This window comes from Euryhalocaulis sp. (assembly GCF_013911995.1).
GTDB classification, from domain to species: domain Bacteria; phylum Pseudomonadota; class Alphaproteobacteria; order Caulobacterales; family Maricaulaceae; genus Euryhalocaulis; species Euryhalocaulis caribicus.
Map to the genome: position 1 here is coordinate 1 of NZ_JACESD010000058.1, position 17,308 is coordinate 17,308.

Genomic DNA, 17,308 nt, shown 5'->3' on the forward strand with positions numbered 1-17,308 from the left:
TCGACAAGGTCAATGACCCGTCCGAAATTCGCCCCGGCTATGTCGTGGGCGATCTCTACGCCAGCTGGGCGCCGGAGGCGCTGGGCGGAGTCCGCATCGACGCTGGCGTCGATAACGTGCTGGACCACGATTACGACCGCGTCTTTGCCGGAGTCAGCGAGCCGGGCCGCAATGCCCGCATCGCCTTCACCTACACGAAAGGCTTCTAGGAGGGCCCATGTGCGCGCCGATCGACGAGACCACAATCGCCCAATGGCTGAGCGGACAATGTCTGGCGCTGGATTTATGGCTGGAGGCGGTGGCCGCCGATCCAATGGGCGATCCCGACCTCGCCCACCGGATCGAAACCCACCGCAACTGGCTGGCCGATGAGCTTCTGGCGATTTGTGAAGAGCGGGAGAACGTGCGCAACACGCCACAGCGCGCCGCGGGCTGACCGGCCTGGATCAGGCGGGTACGCGGTCCAGGGCCTGATAAAGGCCGGGCGCGCCTGCCTCGTCCAGACGGCCGAATGTCTGCGGCGTGCGCTCGCCCTCGCCCAGCATCAGCCAGCCGCCGGGCTGCAACCGGGCGGCGACGCGGGAAAGGGTTTTCGCGGCGATGTCGGCGGGCATGCGCGCGACAACGCCGCGCAGCACGATGCAGTCAAACTCGCCCAGCGGCTCGAGTTCCGCCATCAGGTTGAGCGTCCGGAAATCGACGCTCCGGCGCAGATGCGTCCGGGCGCGCCACATCTCGCCATCCTGCTCGAAATGCTGAACCAGCATGCGGACCGGCAGGCCGGTCTGGACCTCCATCCGGGAAAAGCGGCCCGATTGCGCGCGGTCGATCGCGGACTCTGAATAATCCGTGGCGATGATCTCACAGCGCCCGGGGGCGGCGAAAACGCCATCGGCGGCGGCCAGCATGGCCAGCGAATAGGCCTCCTGCCCCGTCGCGCAGCCGGCGCTCCATATCCGCACGGGGCGATTTTCGCTGCGGCGGACGAGGTCCGGCAGAATCGTCTCGCGGAATGTCCTGAAACCCTGTCCGAAGAAGCGGGTCTTACCCGGGGCCAGCGCCTCGACCACTTCATAGGCCAGCCGTTCTTCCGGCCGGGCCAGCGCGGCGCGGCTGAGCGCCTCCGCGTTATCGTAGCCTTCCCGGCGGGCCAGCGGCGAGAGGCGCGCCTCGATCTGTTTTCTGTCCAGTCCGGTCAGCGACAGGCCCGCGCGCCGCAGCGCCATGTCCTCAAGCGCGTTGATCCAGCTCTGGCTCACAATGATCTACGCCGCCTCCACCAGACCGACCTCGGCCAGCTTGGAGGCGATGATATCCGAGTCGAAAGGCTTCATGATGTATTCGTCGGCGCCGTGACGCAGCGCCTCGGTAATGTGCGCCATGTCGTTCTCCGTCGTGCAGAAAACCACCTTGGGCACCTCGCCCGAGGGTTCCTTGCGCAGCGTCTTGAGGAAATCCAGCCCGTTCATGACCGGCATGTTCCAGTCCAGCAGGATCAGATCCGGCATGTCCTGACGGCAGGCCTTCAGGGCCTCGGACCCGTCAGCGGCCTCGCGGCATTCGAAATCAAGATCTTCCAGGATCCGGCGGGCGACCTTCCGGATCACCCGCGAGTCGTCCACCAAGAGACAAGTCATCATCACGCCTCTCCAGTAATGGCGCGAGAGTCCGCCTGCGCGGTTAACAAGACCTGAATCAGCCGCCCTCAGGCGCCGGGGACCAGCGCGGTCAGCTCAACCCGGTCTTCGCTGGTCTGGGCGTCCACGCGCCCGCCAACTTCCTGAATTATAAGATAAATATAGTAGGGCTGGATGCTGCGCCCATCGAAGCCGCCCTCCGGCGCCTGGCCCGTCAGGGCGTCGGCCGCAGCCGGCAGAAGCTTGGCGCGCGGCCCCGCCGCGGTCACGCGAAGGCGCGTTTCGCCCGCCGATTCGCTGGCCTCGATTCGCACTTCGCCGCCCCGCGGGGCGGATTCCATGGCGATCAGGATCAGGTTCAGAAGCACCCGCGCGGCGCGCTTTTCCAGGCCCCCGCCTTCCACCTTCCAGACAACGCCGGCCTTGGACCCGGCATACATGTCGCCGGTCAGGCGCTGCAGGGAGGCCAGCTCTATGACGCCGGGCGCGGAACCGCCGGCCCCGAAAGCGAGGCGGCAAAATTCCAGCCGGGCGCGCGATTTCTCAGCCGACTCGCGGATCAGGGCGATGGCGTCGTCCCGCATGTCCGCGGCGTCCGGGTCGTCAAAGACCGAAACGGCGGAAATGGTCGCCCCGACCGGGCCGATCAGGTCATGGCAGAGACGGGCGCTGAGCAGCGCGGCGAGGTCGGCGGAAGAGACAGGTTCGGACATGAGTTCGATCTTTAGGCGATTCGGCGCGGATCAGGACCATTCATCGCCGTCGAAAACGTCATCCCCGCTCCGGACATCATCGTCATGTCCGCTGCGGGAGGAATAGAAGGCCAACCACATCAGACCGCCCCCCAGCGCCAGCGAAAATACAACGCCCAGCGTCAGGGCGGTCCATCCGTGAAAACCGATGCTGACCGGACCGGCGGACAGCCAGGTTCCGGCGGCAAAGATAATGGCGGCCGCAAGAAGGGCCGCCATTACCGCGATCAGGGCGTAGAGTTTCATTGCGGCAGACGGGCTATTTCTTCACCCACTGACCGCTGGCGTTCATGTAGTACTCGCCGGAATCGACTTTCTCGGCGATCAACTTTTCAGCCGTGACGCGGGCCACCGCATCCACCGAAACACCCTGCTTTTCAGCAAGCCTGGTATAGGCGGCACGGCGCTGGATATTGATTTCGTCCACGGCCTGTTTGATGTCGGAATCGACCTGGCTGGGCACGACGCCGAGGAAGCCATCCGCCCGTTCGCCCACGACGCCTTCGGCCTTGGCCTGTTCGACGATCTGCGGGGCGGTCTGGGCGACAGCCGGGGCCGCGACCAGGGCCGCGGCGAGAAGGATGGTAAGAGCACGGGGCATATCAGCCTCCCTAGAAGATATCCGGATTGTCCGCGATCAGGTCCTCGACTTCCTTGTCGAGCTTGACGCGAATTTCCTGGTCGATCTTGACGTTAAGATCGATGCGGATGGGTTCTTTCGGCGCGGCGACCTGAACCGTCGGCGTACAGGCTCCAAGCCCGATCGCGACGGCTATCGCCATTAATACAGGTGCAGCGGATTTCATGTCTGTCCTCCAGTTCGGGATGCAGCCTGCCACAGCGTCGCTGAACCCGCGATTAATATAGGCGTCTAACGCGATTCATCACCCAGTTGTTCGCGAATCTGCCGTTCGATCTGCCGTCCGCGGGTGACGTTCTGTAGCAGATTCATCAGGTCCGCGTTCAGGGTAATGTCGAATTCGAAAGGCGTTCCGTTCAGCACATCCGGATTGTGCCCCTCCAGCAGGACGTCCAGCTGCATCTCCCCGGCCAGCGGCCCGTCGAGGCCAGCCTCCAGCACGCGGTAGCGGAAATTCTTTAGCGCGCGGAAGGCCAGATTCGCCTGTTCATTGCTCTGCGCGGCGGCCTCCGATGCGCGGCCCGTATAGCTGAAATAGCCATCCTCGTCGGCGAACAGGCGGCCCTGTTCCACCGAAATGTCGCCCTCGTCGATCAGGATGGGGACGCGCCCGGACAGCTTGCCCGCCGCGGACATGGATTCGTTTCCAAACAGGCCGATGAGCGAGGCGAGATTGAGCGACTCGGCCGCCACCACGGCTTCATGCCGGGTCTGGCCACGCTTCCAGGTGAAGGGCTCGACAAAGATGCGCCCCTCGGCGAACGGCCAGCCGCCGGAAAATTCGATCTCGTTGCCGGGCAGCATCTCCACCTGCAATTCGCCGCCCTCCAGCCGCACGCCCGGATTGAAAACGCCCACCCTGATCGTCTGGCGGCCGGGCGTGAGGAGCGGAGCGAGGCTGGAAATGTCGAAGGTCGTGGAGACATTCTCCGCCGGGCCGAAACGGGTAGCGAAATCGGTGTCGTTCAAGCGGACCTGTCCGGAGGATTCCATCTGGCCATCCGCCCATGAGGCCTGCATCTCACCCGCCACCAGCCCGTCGACATTGGCCACAAGCCCGCGCAACGGATTGATGAAATCCTGAGGCTGCAGGCCATCCGGATCGAAACGCGTTTCCGGCAGGGTGATCTGCGCCTCGCCCTGATTGGCGGAGAGGTTATGGGTCAGCACAATATTCAACAGACTGGACGCGGCCGCTTCCGGCGCGCCCGCAAGCTGGAGCCGTGCGATTCCGTCCTCCAGCGTCAGTCCGCCCGACGCCGTGAACGGGCGCACGGCCGGGTTTTCCGACAGCAGCGAAACCCGCGCGCCGTCAATATCGATATCGGCGCGGGCGGGGTCGGAGAGAATATAGTCCCCGGCCACCACGGCCTGATCCATGCGAACCGGCAGATCGCCGCCGCTGGCCGCCAGGTCTGCGCTGCGGAACTGCGTGGCGATGGGCGCCTCGCCGCTGCGCTCCGCCTGCAGCCGGGTCTGGCCGCCCGCCAGCGCGATGCCGGTCCGCCCCGCGGCGTCCAGCCCGGCCTCGAAAGCCGGCGCATTCACGGTCAGGTTCAGGTCGGGCAGGAACTGTCCGGACAGGGCCAGCCGGGGAAAGGACAGCGTGTGCATCACGACGCCATTTTCCAGCGTGATACGGCCGATCCGCGCCGCGCCCGACTGGATGGAAAGAAAGGTCTCGCCTTCAAGGCGGCGGACAAACAGCGCGTCGCCGGCCACCGCGCCGCGCGCCGCCACGTCCGAAAGCGTCCAGGCCGGGCCGCGCACGGTCTCTATTGTCAGATCGATGCCGGGCGCGTCCTCCACCCGGAAATCGCCGCCCTGCCCGGCGAACACCACGCCCGCGGGGCCGGAGGCCTGAACGTCTGTCAGGCTCCAGCTTTCGGCCTGCACCGCCGCCGCGCCATAGCGGAAAGGCGCGCCCGGCGCGGCGGCGTAGCGATACGCGATTCCGTCCGCCCCCAGCGTGATCGTCAGATCCGGCATGGAGGTCAGCGTGACCTGCCGCTGGATGATGCCGGCGTTTTCCAGCGATACGGCCGACAGGCGCACGGCGTCTTCATCCGCTCCGCTGACGTGAATTTCCCGCCCCGCGCGTTCAATGGCGGCCGCCCCGTTCAGGGCCAGCGTGTCAAAGGTCCAGCCGGCCAGCTCCCCGCTATAATGGGTTTCGCCGTCCAGCCGCGCTTCCCAGCCTTCGGCGCGGTTCTCGAACGCCACGGCCAGATCGCGGGCGGCCCATATGTCATCGCCGCCGAAGCGTTCCAGCGACACAACGCCGGACGCCGATTGCAGGCGGCCGCGCCGGCCGCGGGCGGAAAGGCCGCGCGCGACCAGATCCGGTCCGCCCTCGATCGCAAGGTCCGCATTGGCGCGCCAGTCGCCGGTTTCCGGGTCCGCCCGGAGCGCCGGCGCGCCGCCATTGCTGAACAGGCGGATGTCCGGCCCGGACTGGCCAGTCAGGCGAAGCGCCTCGTCAAAGCGCAAGGACGCCCCCTTCCCGTCCAGCGAAACGGTCAGATCCGCCCGGGCGTCGAAACCGGCCAGCGTCGCGGCCAGTCGCTGGGTCAGCGGCTCCGCCACGCCGCCCACGGCGGGCGCGCCGGACCACATATCGGGATGCAGGATGGATCGCGCCTGCGCGGCCGGGTCGGCGGCCGCCGCGCCCGCCAGCGACAGGTCAGCCTGCACATCGCCATTCGCCGAAAGCGGGCTGGCCGGGTCAAACACGGTCAGCGCGGCCGTGAAATCCAGCGACGCCGATTGCGCCGCGCCCATCGCCGCCTGCGGATTATCCAGCGCCAGCGCGCCTTCTGCATCCAGCGCCCCGTCCTGAAGACTGAAAGAGAGGCGGGAGGGACGAACCGCCGCGCTCAGCTGCGGCAGGTCCAGCGCGCCTTCGGAGAACACGGCCTCGCCCCGCCATCCAGCTTGCTGGCCGCCCGTGACCGAGGCCTCGCCCCGCAGGACCGCTTCGCCGGTTTCCAGCGTCAGGCCCACGCCGCGCGCCTCCATCGAACCGATGCTGACCGGCGGCGCGCCGCCGCCTCCGCCGCCGACCTTGAAGCCCGCGACGGTCAGCCCGTCTTCGCCATAGCGCGCGCGGACGGAGCCGCCCTCCACCAGAATCGAATCGATCCGGCGGGCGCGCAGCTCAGAAAGCGTGTAGTCGAGATTCACCCGCGACAGGGTCAGCCGGTCGCCCGATTCGCCAATCAGACGCACGTCGCGAATTTCCGCGCCGCCCAGTCCGGCGCGTTCCACGGACAGCTCCGCCTCCATCCCGCGTTGGGACAGGCTGCGCTTGACCAGCGCCTCAATCAGGGACTCCCGGAACAGCCACGCCGCTGCGCCCAGCACACCCGCCAGACACAAAATCGCCACACAGGCGAGCAGGATGCGCCGCAAATCAACTCTCACATGAAAAATCCGCACTCATTCCGGCCGGCATAGCAAAAAGATCACACGCAAGATGATTTTTGCACTTGGCAGACCGGCATGAGATTTGTTTTCTATCACTCGGGGACGGCGTAATTTTGCGCTCAGGGTTAAGGGACCGTTATCCATGCACGACGTAAGCAAGCTGAACGGCGTTCGGAACGCCGTGGACTCCATTAAGCTGCGCCTCGTTCAGGAAATGCAAGAATTCGATCCTCGTAAGACGACTCGCGACGGTTGGCGACGCGCCGCTCTTTCTTTGAGCGTCGCCGCGATCGCCGTCACGCTGGGTCATGCGACCGGCCTCCTGGATGGCCCGGATAACGTCAACGCAGACCAGGCCCCTGTTGATCCCACCCTACTGAAAATCGCCGAAGCGCCCCGCCTTGATGTTGCGCTGACCGAAGCCAAGACCCCGGTTCTGGACCGCTACGCCGCCCTGACCCAGGATTATATGGGCGAGGTCGCCGGTCTGCGCGTCGAGCGCGTGGACATTCAGCCGGGCGACACGCTGGGCCGCGTTCTGGGCCGCTTCAATGTTTCCACCGACCAGTCCGCCGCCGCGATTTCCGCGTTGAAGGCCATCTGGGACCCGCGCCATCTGCGCGTCGGACAGGAAATCACGCTGTATCTGGAAACCTCCCCCATCCGGAAAGTCTCCGCCAACAGCGCCGACACGCCGGATCTGGTGGGCCTGACCCTGAAGCCGTCGGTCGAGAAGACGGTTGCGGTGTCCAAGGATCATGAAGGCGCCTTCCAGGCGCGCGAGATCGTGATGGAGCTGCAGCGCGAAGTCGTGAAGGCCGCCGGCACGATCAATAATTCGCTTTATGCCGACGCCAATAACGCCGGCGCCACCGACCGGGTGATCGCCAATTTCGCCCGCGTCTATTCCTATTCCGTCGACTTCCAGCGCGAGATCCGCCAGGGCGACGATTTCGAAATCATGTTCGAGCGCTTCAACGACGCCGACGGCAATCTGATCAAGACGGGCGAGATTCTCTACGCCTCTCTGGAAGTGCGCGGCGACCTGAAAGAGCTTTACCGCTTCGATGACGGCGAAGGCATCGACTATTACGACGCCGACGGCATTTCCACGAAGCGTTTCCTGATGAAGACGCCGATCAATGGCGCGCGTCTGTCCTCGCATTTCGGCCGCCGCCGCCATCCGGTGCTTGGCTATACCAAGATGCATGAGGGCACGGACTTCGCCGCGCCGCGCGGCACGCCGATCTATGCGGCCGGCGACGGCGTTCTGGACACCGCCTACCGGTCTTCCAGCTACGGCAACTATATCCGCATCAATCATTCCGGCGGCTGGCAGAGCGCGTATGCGCACATGCAGCGTTTCGCCAGCGGCATGAAAAAGGGCGTCCGCGTCAGCCAGGGCGACGTGATCGGCTATGTCGGCACGACCGGCCGCTCCACGGGTCCGCACCTGCATTATGAAGTCCTGAAGAACGGCACGCCGCAAAACCCGCTGGGCGTCGACGTGCCGACGGGTAAGGAACTGGAAGGCAAGCCGCTGGAACTGTTCAAGGTCGAGCGCGAGCGTCTGGATACGCTCTACGCCGAGTCCCGCGACGCTTCCGAAGTCAAGGCTCCGCTGGTCGCTTCGGCCTCCGGCGCGGAATAGGCTTTCCGGCGCACCGCTTTAAAATTCGCACAAGCTGCAGGAGGCTGAAGGCCCGATGCGCGTAACCGTGTGCCAGATTCCCGGCCATGACCAGGCGGCCCGGGAGGCGGGCTTCGATGCCCTGTTCTATCATGCCCGCGAAAAGAGCAGCGAACTGGTCGTCATCCCCGAGATGCCGATGAGCCCCTGGCTCTCCAATTCGGACAGCTGCGACCCGGAAGCGTGGGAACAGGCCGTCCAGACTCATGAAAACGGGATCGAGGCAATCTGCGATTCCTCTTTCCCGGTCGTCGGCAGCCGCCCCGTCACCATCGGCGGGCGGCGCTTCAATCAGGGCTTTCTGGCGCATAAGGGCCTCTGCAGGGCCGTGCACCACAAACGCTTCCTCCCCAATGAGCCGGGCTACTGGGAAGCGACCTGGTACGAACATGGCGATGGCGGGTTCGAGGTTTTCGGCGCCAATGGCGTCACCGCCGGCCTGATGATCTGCACCGATCTCTGGTTCATCGAACACGCCCGGATGCTGGGCCGCGCCGGGGCGGCTATCATCTGTCATCCGCGCGCGACCGAGCGGCGGACGCTGGAAAAATGGCGCACCGGGGTAAAAGCCTCCGGCGTGATCTCCGGGGCCTATATTCTCAGCTCCAATCTGTGGGAGCCGGAGGAAGGCGAAAGCGACGCCAATCTGGGCGGGGCCGGCATGATCGCCGATCCGAACGGGGAGATTCTGGGCGAGACCAATGCCGAGAATCCCTTCCTGACGCTGGACATTGATATCGAGTTCGCGGACGCCGCGAAGTCCCTCTATCCGCGTTACGTCATGTAGGTCTATGCTCGGCGCGCCGCCGCGCAAGAAAGCCCGCCCGATGACAGCCAGCAAAACCGAAGCCGAAAAAGCCGCCCCGCCGGGCGAGCGTCCCGAGCAGATCGAGGCGGACGAGCGCGAAACGGTGGAGGAGCTGGCGCGGCTGCGCGCCCCGGTCATCTATCGCATCATTTCCGACGAAGGCCGGCAGGAGCTGGCCCGGCCGGCCGCTTCGATCTGGTGGTCGGGTCTGGCCGCGGGCATGGCGCTGGGCCTGTCTGTCGTGATGAAGGGGCTGTTGCATCACTATCTCCCCGATACGCCCTGGAAACCGGTTCTGGAGAGCTTCGGCTATCCGGTCGGCTTCCTGATCGTGGTTCTGGGGCGGCTGCAGCTGTTCACGGAGAACACGCTGACCGCCATACTGCCGATCCTGACTCAGCCCAGCCGCAAGCGTTTCATGCAATTGACCAAGCTCTGGGGACTGGTCTTCGTCGCCAATGTTACCGGCGCGCTGATCGCCGCCGCCTTTTCGACGATCCCCGGCATGGCGGGCGCGGAGCAACTCTCCGCCATGCTGGAAATTTCGGCCGAGTCGCTGGACCGCAGCATGCTGGAGCTGTTCCTGAAAGGCGTGCCGGCCGGTTTCCTGATCGCCGCCATGGTCTGGATGATGCCCAGCTCCAAGGGGTTCGAGTTCTGGGTCGTGCTGCTGATGACCTATCTGATCGCGCTGGGCGGCTTCACCCATGTCATCGCGGGAACCACAGAGGTCGGTCTGCTGATCCTGAACGGTCAGGGCGGGCTGGCCCTGCTGCCCGGCTTCCTGCTGCCCGCCGCGCTTGGCAATCTGGTCGGCGGCACGGGCCTGTTCGCCGTGCTGGCCTATGCGCAAGTGAAGGAAGAAGTCTGACGCCCGCCGCGCGCTCGACACCGCTTCCGGCGATCATTATCAAAACCCCATGCAAAGTTTTGACGATCTGATCGCGCCGATGAGCGCGGCGGAGTTTTTCTCCGCCCATCACGACCGCAAACCGGTCCACATCCCCTGCCCCGAGGGCAAGCGGAAGGCGATGCTGGACTGGGCCGGGCTGAACCGGATCCTGGACCTGCATACTTACTGGATCGAACCGCACATGAAGCTGGTCATGGGCAACCGCGCGGCCCTGACCGAGCATTATTGCGACGAGGTCGAGACGCTGGACGGAAACAAGACGCTGCGCGCCAACCCGGCCAAGGTGAAGGCGTTTCTCGGCATGGGCGCCAGCATGGTCGCCAACCGGGTGCATGACGTCTCCCCGCCCGTGCGGGATATCGCGGCGATACTGGAGGAAACGTTCGGCGCCGGCGTGGGCGCGAACATCTATTGCTCCTTCAAGGGCGTGCAGGCCTTCCAGAGCCATTACGACCTGCATGACGTCTTCGCCATCCATACCGAGGGCGAGAAGACATGGACGGTGTATGAGAACCGCGCCGACAATCCGGTGAACCCGCTGCCGCCCGGCGATGCGACCAGCCAGTATCTCAACGCCTCCAAGGGCAATGTCCTGTTCGAGGCGCACATGAAGCCGGGCGACCTGCTCTATCTGCCGCGCGGCTGGTACCACGACGCGCTGGCCAGCTCCGACGCCTCCATGCACGTCACCTTTTCGGTCTCGCCCAATACGGGGCTGAGCCTGTTCAAGCTGCTGGAGCGCGAAGCCAAACGCGACAGCGCCTTCCGCGCCTTCCTCCCTCACGCCCTCGATGACGAGGAAGCGTTGCAGCAACGGCTCGGCGAACTGGGCGACCGGCTCAAGGCGCTGGTCACCTCCTCGGCCTTCGCGACGGAAGTGAAAATCGCCCAGCGCAAGCTGAAGAACGATCCCACCCGCTTCGACCTGCCGCATGTCGCGAAGCCGCAATTCTACGCCGTCAATCGCGGCGCGGGCCGCGTGACCAAGACCGACCAGGGCGCGATGCTGGAAACCCAGTCCGGCCATACCCCGCTCGGCATCAGCTATGAGGCCGTGGACCACCTCCTCAAACAGCAATTCTTCACCGTCGAGGACATGCTGGCCCGCTTTCCCTATCTGGAGCGGCAGGAGTTCGAGGCGACTCTCGCCAGGCTGGAACAGGCCAACCTTATCGCCAGGACTCAGGCGGAGGGCATGGGCGGGGGCTAGAAAAATGGCGGGTCGCAGCCCGCCATTTTCATTCTAGTTCACCGCCGCGCCCCTTGGCGCGCCGCGCTCCAGGCCCACCGGGACGCCGTTCACCGTCAGCGTGTCGCCGTCGGCGGAGACGGTCACCGTCTCACCATCCTTGATATCGCCTTGCAGGATCAGGCGGGCGATGGGGTCTTGCAGACGTTTCTGGATGACGCGCTTCAGGGGCCGCGCGCCATAGGCCGGGTCGAATCCGGCCCTGGCGAGGACCTGTTTGGCGGCCTCGTCCAGATCGATGCGGATATCGCGGTCGGCCAGCAGCCCTTCCAGCCGTTTCAGCTGGATATCGACGATATGGGTCATGTGCTCCATCGCGAGGCGGCGGAACAGGATCACCTCGTCGACGCGGTTGAGGAACTCGGGCCGGAAGCGGCCGCGCAGCTCGCCCATCACCGCCTCGCGCGCTTCCTCCACGTCCTCGCCGGTCATGGTCATCAGATGTTCGGCGCCGACATTGGAGGTCATGATGATCAGCGTGTTGCGGAAATCGACCGTGCGGCCCTGCCCGTCCGTCAGACGGCCGTCATCCAGCACCTGCAACAGGACATTGAACACGTCCGGGTGCGCCTTCTCGATCTCGTCGAACAGGATCACCTGATAGGGCCGGCGGCGGACCGCCTCGGTCAGCGCCCCGCCTTCCTCATAGCCGACATAGCCGGGCGGCGCGCCGATGATGCGGGCGACCGCGTGCTTTTCCATATATTCGGACATGTCGAGGCGGGTGATGGCGTGCTCGTCATCGAACAGGAATTCGGCCAGCGCCTTGGTCAGCTCCGTCTTGCCGACGCCAGTCGGCCCCAGGAACATGAAGCTGCCGATGGGCCGGTTCGGGTCCTTCAGGCCGGCGCGGGCGCGGCGCACGGCGTCGGACACCGCCTCCAGCGCCTCGTCCTGACCGATCACCCGGGCGCGGAGATTGTCCTCCATCGCCATCAGCTTCTCGCGCTCGCCCTCCAGCATCTTGTCCACCGGAATGCCGGTCCAGCGGCCGACGACATGGGCGATCTGCTCGGCATCCACGACCTCTTTCATCACGCCCTCGGGCGTGGCTTCGCTGTCGGCGGACTCCGCCTCGGCGACGCGCTTTTCCAGCTCCGGGATGCGGCCATATTTCAGCTCGGACGCCTTGCCCAGATCGCCGCGGCGTTCGGCGTCGGCGAGCTCCGCGCGCAGCCGGTCCAGCTCCTCCTTGGCCTGGGTGGAGGAGGCCAGCTTGTCCTTCTCCGCGCGCCAGGAAGCGGTCAGTTCGTTCGAGCGCTCCTCGAGGTCCGCGATTTCCTGCGCGATCTTCTCCAGCCGGTCCTTTGAGGCGTCGTCCTTTTCCTTCTTCAGCGCCTCGGCCTCGATCTTCAGCTGGATCAGGCGGCGGTCGATCTCGTCCAGCGCCTCGGGCTTGGAATCGACCTGCATGCGCAAACGGGAGGCCGCCTCGTCCATCAAGTCGATGGCCTTGTCGGGCAGGAAACGGTCCGTGATGTAGCGGTTGGAAAGATTGGCCGCGGCGACAATGGCGGAATCGGAGATCCGCACGCCGTGATGCACTTCATATTTCTCTTTCAGCCCGCGCAGAATGGAGACGGTGTCCTCCACGCTCGGCTCCTCGATGAAGACCGGCTGGAAGCGGCGGGCGAGCGCTGCGTCCTTCTCCACGTGCTTGCGATACTCATCCAGCGTGGTCGCGCCGATACAGTGCAGCTCCCCGCGCGCCAGCGCCGGTTTGAGGAGGTTGGAGGCGTCCATCGCCCCGTCCGTCTTTCCGGCGCCGACCAGGGTGTGCATCTCGTCGATGAACAGGATGATCTGGCCTTCTGCGGACTCGACCTCGGAGAGCACGGCCTTCAGCCGTTCCTCGAACTCGCCGCGGAATTTCGCCCCGGCGATCAGGGAGCCCATGTCCAGCGCCAGCAGCTTCTTGTCGGCCAGGCTTTCGGGCACGTCGCCATTGACGATGCGCAGGGCCATGCCCTCCGCAATGGCGGTCTTGCCGACGCCCGGCTCGCCGATCAGGACCGGGTTGTTCTTGGTGCGGCGGGACAGCACCTGGATGGTGCGGCGGATTTCCTCGTCGCGCCCGATCACCGGGTCCAGCTTGCCCTCGCGAGCGGCCTCGGTCAGGTCGCGGGCGTATTTCTTCAGCGCGTCATAGCCCTCTTCCGCGCTGGCGGAATCGGCGGTGCGGCCCTTGCGGACCTCGTTGATCGCGTCGTTCAGCGCCTTCGGCGTGATGTCCGCCTGTTTCAGCGCCTCATGCGCCTTGGTGCCCGGCACGATGGAGAGCGCCTGCAGGATGCGCTCGGCGGGCGTGAAGCTGTCCCCGGCCTTGTCGGCGGCTTCCTGCGCGGTCTTCAGAACCTCGGCGGTCTTGGGCGCCATATAGAGTTTGCCGGCCCCGTCGCCTTCCACCTTGGGAAGGGCGTCCAGCGCCGCGTTGGCGAGATCCAGCGCCTGTTCGGGGCGGCCGCCGGCCGCGCGCGCCAGATTGGCGGCCAGCCCGTCCTTGTCCTCGATCAGCGCCTTCAGCAGATGCTCGGGCGTGAATTGCTGGTGCGATGCAGCCAGCGCGAGCCCCTGCGCCGCCTGCAACAGGCCGCGCGAGCGCTCGGTAAAGCGTTCCATATCCATATTGTTTCAATCCCCTGATACAGGCAGATGAACCACGCCGGACGCGCCCGTTATGGCGCACGCACGGCGTGAACAAGCAAGTTACAGTCCGATATGGTGTTGCGCTTATGTCACGCAAGAGAGGCGCTGAAACATGCTCTGGCGGGCGCTGCTATTTCCGTTGCCGTGAAAAAGAATCCGCTGGTCTGAAAAAGTACTCCTGTAGGATAATGAGTTGCTGAAATACCGGACTGGCGGCGACTGAATGGAAAATCTGCACGCATGGATCTCGCTGGGGATGCTGGCCGTGATGTTCGTGGCCTTCACGCTGGAGCGCGTTCCCCCCGCCGTCGTCGCGGTGGCCGGCGGCGCGGCGTTTCTGGTGCTGGGCTATATCAGCACGGACGACGCGATGGGCGTGTTTTCCTCCAGCGCGCCAATCACCATCGCGGCCATGTTCATCCTGTCCGGCGCGCTGGTGCGCACCGGCACGCTGGAGGCGGTGGCAAACTTCATCGCCGGTCAGGCGGCGGGACGGCCCGTTTCCGCTATCGGAACCATGTTCTCCGGCACGGTCGCGGCGTCGGCCTTCATGAACAACACGCCGGTTGTGCTGGTCCTTATTCCTATCGTGAAAAAGCTTGGCCGGGCGCTGGACATTCCGGCCTCGAAACTGCTGATCCCGCTCTCCTACGCCGCCATTTTCGGCGGCACCTGTACGCTGATCGGCACATCCACCAATCTTCTGGTCGACGGCGTGGCGCGGGATCAGGGCCTCAGCCCGTTCGGCATTTTCGAGATCACGCCCATCGGCCTTGCCGCGGCGGCGGCGGGCGCCGTCACCCTGCTCTTGCTGGCCCGGTTTATCCCCACCCGTGACGCCATAGGCATGCAGGCGGAGGAAAAGGAAGCGACCGTCTTCCTGAGCGATGCGCGGGTGAATGAGGAGAGCGCCTGGATCGGCCAGCCCTATGGCAAGATTTCGGAGCTCAACAAGCCGGGGATCCGCCTGATCTCCATCCGGCGGGGCAGCGAAACCATCCGGACCGATTTAGCCGACCAGACCGCCGAAGCGTTCGACCGCCTGGTGTTCCGGGCGCCGGTCTCCGAAATCCTGACCCTGCGCGAAGGGTCGGCGGCGCGTATCGGCATCCGGCCGGACATGGATATCGGCGCTGGCGCGGTGGTGTTCGAATCCGTGGCCGCCCCGAACCGCCGCGGCGTGTTCGAGACGCTGGCCGACCTCGACCTTCTCAACCGTTTCGGCCTGCGCCCGCTGGCCGTGTCGCGGCATCTCAGCTCCGAAGGCCCGGAACTGGCCGAAGTGCGGCTGCGCCCGGCCGACACGCTGCTGGTCGAAGGCTCTCCGGAAGGCTTTGCCGCCATGATGCGCGAGGGCGCCTTCATCAGCCTGGAGACCCCGCGCTCCCGCCCCTTCAAGCGCCGGCGCGCGCCGATCGCCATCGGCGCGCTGGCCGCGGTCGTGCTGCTGGCGGCGTTCAATGTCATGCCGATTGGCGGGCTGGCGATCATTGCGGTCGCCCTGATCCTGCTGACCCGCTGTATCGATCTGGAAGAGGCGCTGGCCTCTCTGGAGGGCGGAGTCCTGCTTCTCATCTTCGGGATGCTGGCGGTGGGCAAGGGGCTGGAGAACACCGGAGCTGTCGAGTTGATCGTGAACGCGCTCGCGCCGTTCATGACGCAGGCCAGCCCCTTTGTCGTGCTGCTCAGCCTCTATCTGCTGACTTCGATCCTGACGGAGATCGTCACCAATAACGCCGTGGCGGTGATCCTGACGCCCATTGCCATCGCCATCGGGGCGGAACTGGGCGTCGATCCGCGGCCGCTGGTCGTGGCGGTCATGTTCGCGGCCAGCGCCAGCTTCGCCACGCCCATCGGCTACCAGACCAACACGCTGGTCTATGCCGCCGGAAACTACAAATTCAGCGACTTCCTGCGGGTGGGCGTGGTCATGAACATAACGGTGGGCGTCGCCAGTTGCCTCGCCATCATGATGTTCATGCCGTTCGGCTGACCCGGCAAAGAAAACGCCCCGGCAAGGCTGCCGGGGCGTTTCAAGCGATGCTTTTGAAGCAAGCCGCGGAACGTCAGGCGTTCGCCGCTTCCTTCTTCGACTTGTCATCCGAAGCGGCATCCGACTTGCGCGGACGGCCGCGGCGCTTGGGCGCCTCGTCCTTCGAGGCCGCGCCCAGCTCGCCGCTTTCCTCGGGCGTCACGACTTCCAGCGGGTTGCTGTTTTCGGAGTCAGACTTTTTCGCCCGCGAACGGCGCGGCTTGGCGTCCTTGCCGTTATCGGCGCTGTTCTGGCCCTGATCGCCGCCCCGGTTCTGGTTCTGCGCCTTGGGCTGGTCGTCCTGCCGGTTGTTGTTCGCATTGGCCTGCGCGTCGTCATTCCTCGACTCGCCGCGCTGGTCGTTATTGTGGCTGTTGCCGCTATGATTGCCGCCGGACGCGCGCTGCTGGTCCCGCTGGTCGTTATTATTGTTATTGCGGTTGTTGTTTTCCTGCTGCCGCTGCTGCTTCTGCTCTTCCTGAGCGCGCATGATGCGGAAATAGTGCTCGGCGTGCTGCAGATAGTTCTCTGCCTTCACGCGGTCGTCAGAAGACGAAGCGTCACGCGCCAGCTGGATGTATTTTTCATAGACGGTGCTGGGCGCGCCCCGGACCTTCACGTCAGGCCCGTTGCTCTCCATGGAGCGATTGCCCCCGCCGCCACTATTGCCGCCCTTACGGCTGCGTCCGCGCTGACGTTTCATTGCGTCTCCTTGTTATCGGTTCGCCTCAAGCCGCGCGCGCGCAGGTTCGCGCAACGCAGTCCCTCATCAAAGGCGATTGAGAGTTCCAATATTTAGCGTCTTGGTCGCTTGATCCGTTTCCGGATCGCTTAAACGCAGCGCGGCAAAAACCGCCCTCATCAACCGATCCGGCGATGGCTGCGTACAATCGGACCCTAGCGGCAAAAACCGCCCGTTCCAAGCCCTTTTCACCGCGCCCCGCTTTCCCTTAGCAGACAAGGGAAATCAGCAAGGCGCGGCCGTGTCCGGCAAGGTCCGCGCGGCATTCGTCCACAGCCAGTTTCCCGGCTGATTCCATCAGGGCGGAGACCGCCTCCGCCTGCCCCGCGCCCAGTTCCAGCACCCCCGAGCCGCCCGGCGCCAGCAAGGACGGCAGGCACGCCGCCAGCGCGCGATAGGCCGTCAGCCCGTCCGCGCCGCCGTCCAGCGCCGCGCGGGGGTCGCGCTGCACTTCCGGGGCCAATGCGGCCAGGTCCGCCGTCGGAATATAGGGCGGGTTGGAGGCAACAAGATCGAAGCGCGCATCAATCGCCGCCGCCCAGTCCCCCTGCATCAGCGCCACGCGGTCCGCCAGTCCCAGCTGCGCCGCATTCTCCCGCGTCAGGGCCAGCGCCCCGGCGGACCGGTCCGCGCCGACGCCAAACGCTTCCGGCCGTTCCGTCAGCAACGCCAGCAGAATGGCGCCGGAGCCCACGCCCAGATCCAGTATGCGCGACGGCCGCCCGGCAGGCAGGCGCTCCAGCGCCGCCTCGACGATAATTTCGGTGTCGGGG

General features: G+C 65.4%; 17 protein-coding genes. 7 read left to right on the top strand and 10 right to left on the bottom strand.

Annotated features, from left to right (window positions below; all coding sequences use genetic code 11):
• Together H2040_RS12745 and H2040_RS12750 are read left to right on the top strand one after the other, a co-directional pair.
• On the top strand, positions 1-209 hold a 209-nt coding region (locus tag H2040_RS12745; RefSeq protein ID WP_287157884.1), incomplete at its 5' end, for a TonB-dependent receptor.
• Positions 210-217: 8 nt separating this feature from the next.
• Entirely contained in the window at positions 218-436 is a 219-nt protein-coding gene (locus H2040_RS12750; protein ID WP_022697212.1) for a hypothetical protein, read from the top strand.
• A gap of 10 nt (positions 437-446) precedes the next feature.
• Here the strand turns inward: H2040_RS12750 and H2040_RS12755 are convergent, their stop codons facing one another.
• The 7 genes from H2040_RS12755 to H2040_RS12785 all read right to left on the bottom strand — a co-directional run bounded on the left by H2040_RS12755 (position 447) and on the right by H2040_RS12785 (position 6,452).
• The gene (locus tag H2040_RS12755) at positions 447-1,259 is read right to left on the bottom strand and encodes a CheR family methyltransferase (protein WP_287157885.1); all 813 of its coding nucleotides are present in this window, start codon (positions 1,257-1,259) and stop codon (positions 447-449) included.
• 6 nt (positions 1,260-1,265) lie between these two features.
• Positions 1,266-1,640 carry a response regulator gene (locus H2040_RS12760; RefSeq protein WP_353844860.1) on the bottom strand — a complete coding sequence of 125 codons (375 nt, stop codon included), beginning with the start codon at positions 1,638-1,640 and terminating at the stop codon, positions 1,266-1,268.
• A 65-nt stretch (positions 1,641-1,705) separates the two neighbouring features.
• Entirely contained in the window at positions 1,706-2,350 is a 645-nt protein-coding gene (gene chpT / locus H2040_RS12765; protein WP_033310551.1) for a histidine phosphotransferase ChpT, read from the bottom strand.
• Between the two features lie 30 nt (positions 2,351-2,380).
• On the bottom strand, positions 2,381-2,635 hold the full coding sequence (locus H2040_RS12770) for a hypothetical protein (RefSeq protein WP_287157888.1): 255 nt from the start codon (positions 2,633-2,635) through the stop codon (positions 2,381-2,383).
• Between the two features lie 13 nt (positions 2,636-2,648).
• Positions 2,649-2,990 carry a YdbL family probable chaperone protein gene (locus H2040_RS12775; RefSeq protein WP_022697216.1) on the bottom strand — a complete coding sequence of 114 codons (342 nt, stop codon included), beginning with the start codon at positions 2,988-2,990 and terminating at the stop codon, positions 2,649-2,651.
• A gap of 10 nt (positions 2,991-3,000) precedes the next feature.
• Positions 3,001-3,195, bottom strand: coding sequence for a YnbE family lipoprotein (locus H2040_RS12780; protein ID WP_022697217.1), 195 nt, complete (start codon positions 3,193-3,195; stop codon positions 3,001-3,003).
• Between the two features lie 65 nt (positions 3,196-3,260).
• Entirely contained in the window at positions 3,261-6,452 is a 3,192-nt protein-coding gene (locus H2040_RS12785; RefSeq protein ID WP_287157890.1) for an intermembrane phospholipid transport protein YdbH family protein, read from the bottom strand.
• Positions 6,453-6,729: 277 nt separating this feature from the next.
• On the opposite strand from H2040_RS12785, the gene H2040_RS12790 reads away from it, so the two are divergent.
• Genes H2040_RS12790 through H2040_RS12805 form a run of 4 tightly spaced genes read left to right on the top strand, consistent with a single transcriptional unit; the run spans position 6,730 to position 11,076 of the window.
• Positions 6,730-8,106 carry a M23 family metallopeptidase gene (locus H2040_RS12790; RefSeq protein ID WP_287157892.1) on the top strand — a complete coding sequence of 459 codons (1,377 nt, stop codon included), beginning with the start codon at positions 6,730-6,732 and terminating at the stop codon, positions 8,104-8,106.
• Positions 8,107-8,161: 55 nt separating this feature from the next.
• Positions 8,162-8,932 carry a carbon-nitrogen hydrolase family protein gene (locus H2040_RS12795; protein WP_287157894.1) on the top strand — a complete coding sequence of 257 codons (771 nt, stop codon included), beginning with the start codon at positions 8,162-8,164 and terminating at the stop codon, positions 8,930-8,932.
• 40 nt (positions 8,933-8,972) lie between these two features.
• Entirely contained in the window at positions 8,973-9,824 is an 852-nt protein-coding gene (locus H2040_RS12800) for a formate/nitrite transporter family protein (protein WP_287157896.1), read from the top strand.
• A 49-nt stretch (positions 9,825-9,873) separates the two neighbouring features.
• The gene (locus H2040_RS12805) at positions 9,874-11,076 is read left to right on the top strand and encodes a JmjC domain-containing protein (protein ID WP_287157898.1); all 1,203 of its coding nucleotides are present in this window, start codon (positions 9,874-9,876) and stop codon (positions 11,074-11,076) included.
• Positions 11,077-11,109: 33 nt separating this feature from the next.
• Here the strand turns inward: H2040_RS12805 and clpB are convergent, their stop codons facing one another.
• Positions 11,110-13,740 (bottom strand): ATP-dependent chaperone ClpB, encoded by a 2,631-nt coding sequence (gene clpB / locus H2040_RS12810; protein WP_287157901.1) that lies wholly within the window; start codon positions 13,738-13,740, stop codon positions 11,110-11,112.
• A gap of 244 nt (positions 13,741-13,984) precedes the next feature.
• On the opposite strand from clpB, the gene H2040_RS12815 reads away from it, so the two are divergent.
• Positions 13,985-15,754: a sodium:proton antiporter gene (locus tag H2040_RS12815; RefSeq protein ID WP_287157903.1), complete on the top strand. Its 1,770-nt coding sequence runs from the start codon at positions 13,985-13,987 to the stop codon at positions 15,752-15,754.
• A 73-nt stretch (positions 15,755-15,827) separates the two neighbouring features.
• On the opposite strand, the gene H2040_RS12820 is transcribed toward H2040_RS12815, so the two are convergent.
• Entirely contained in the window at positions 15,828-16,496 is a 669-nt protein-coding gene (locus tag H2040_RS12820) for a DUF4167 domain-containing protein (protein WP_287157905.1), read from the bottom strand.
• Between the two features lie 247 nt (positions 16,497-16,743).
• The coding region (locus H2040_RS12825) for a N5-glutamine methyltransferase family protein (protein ID WP_287157907.1) at positions 16,744-17,308 on the bottom strand (565 nt) is incomplete at its 5' end.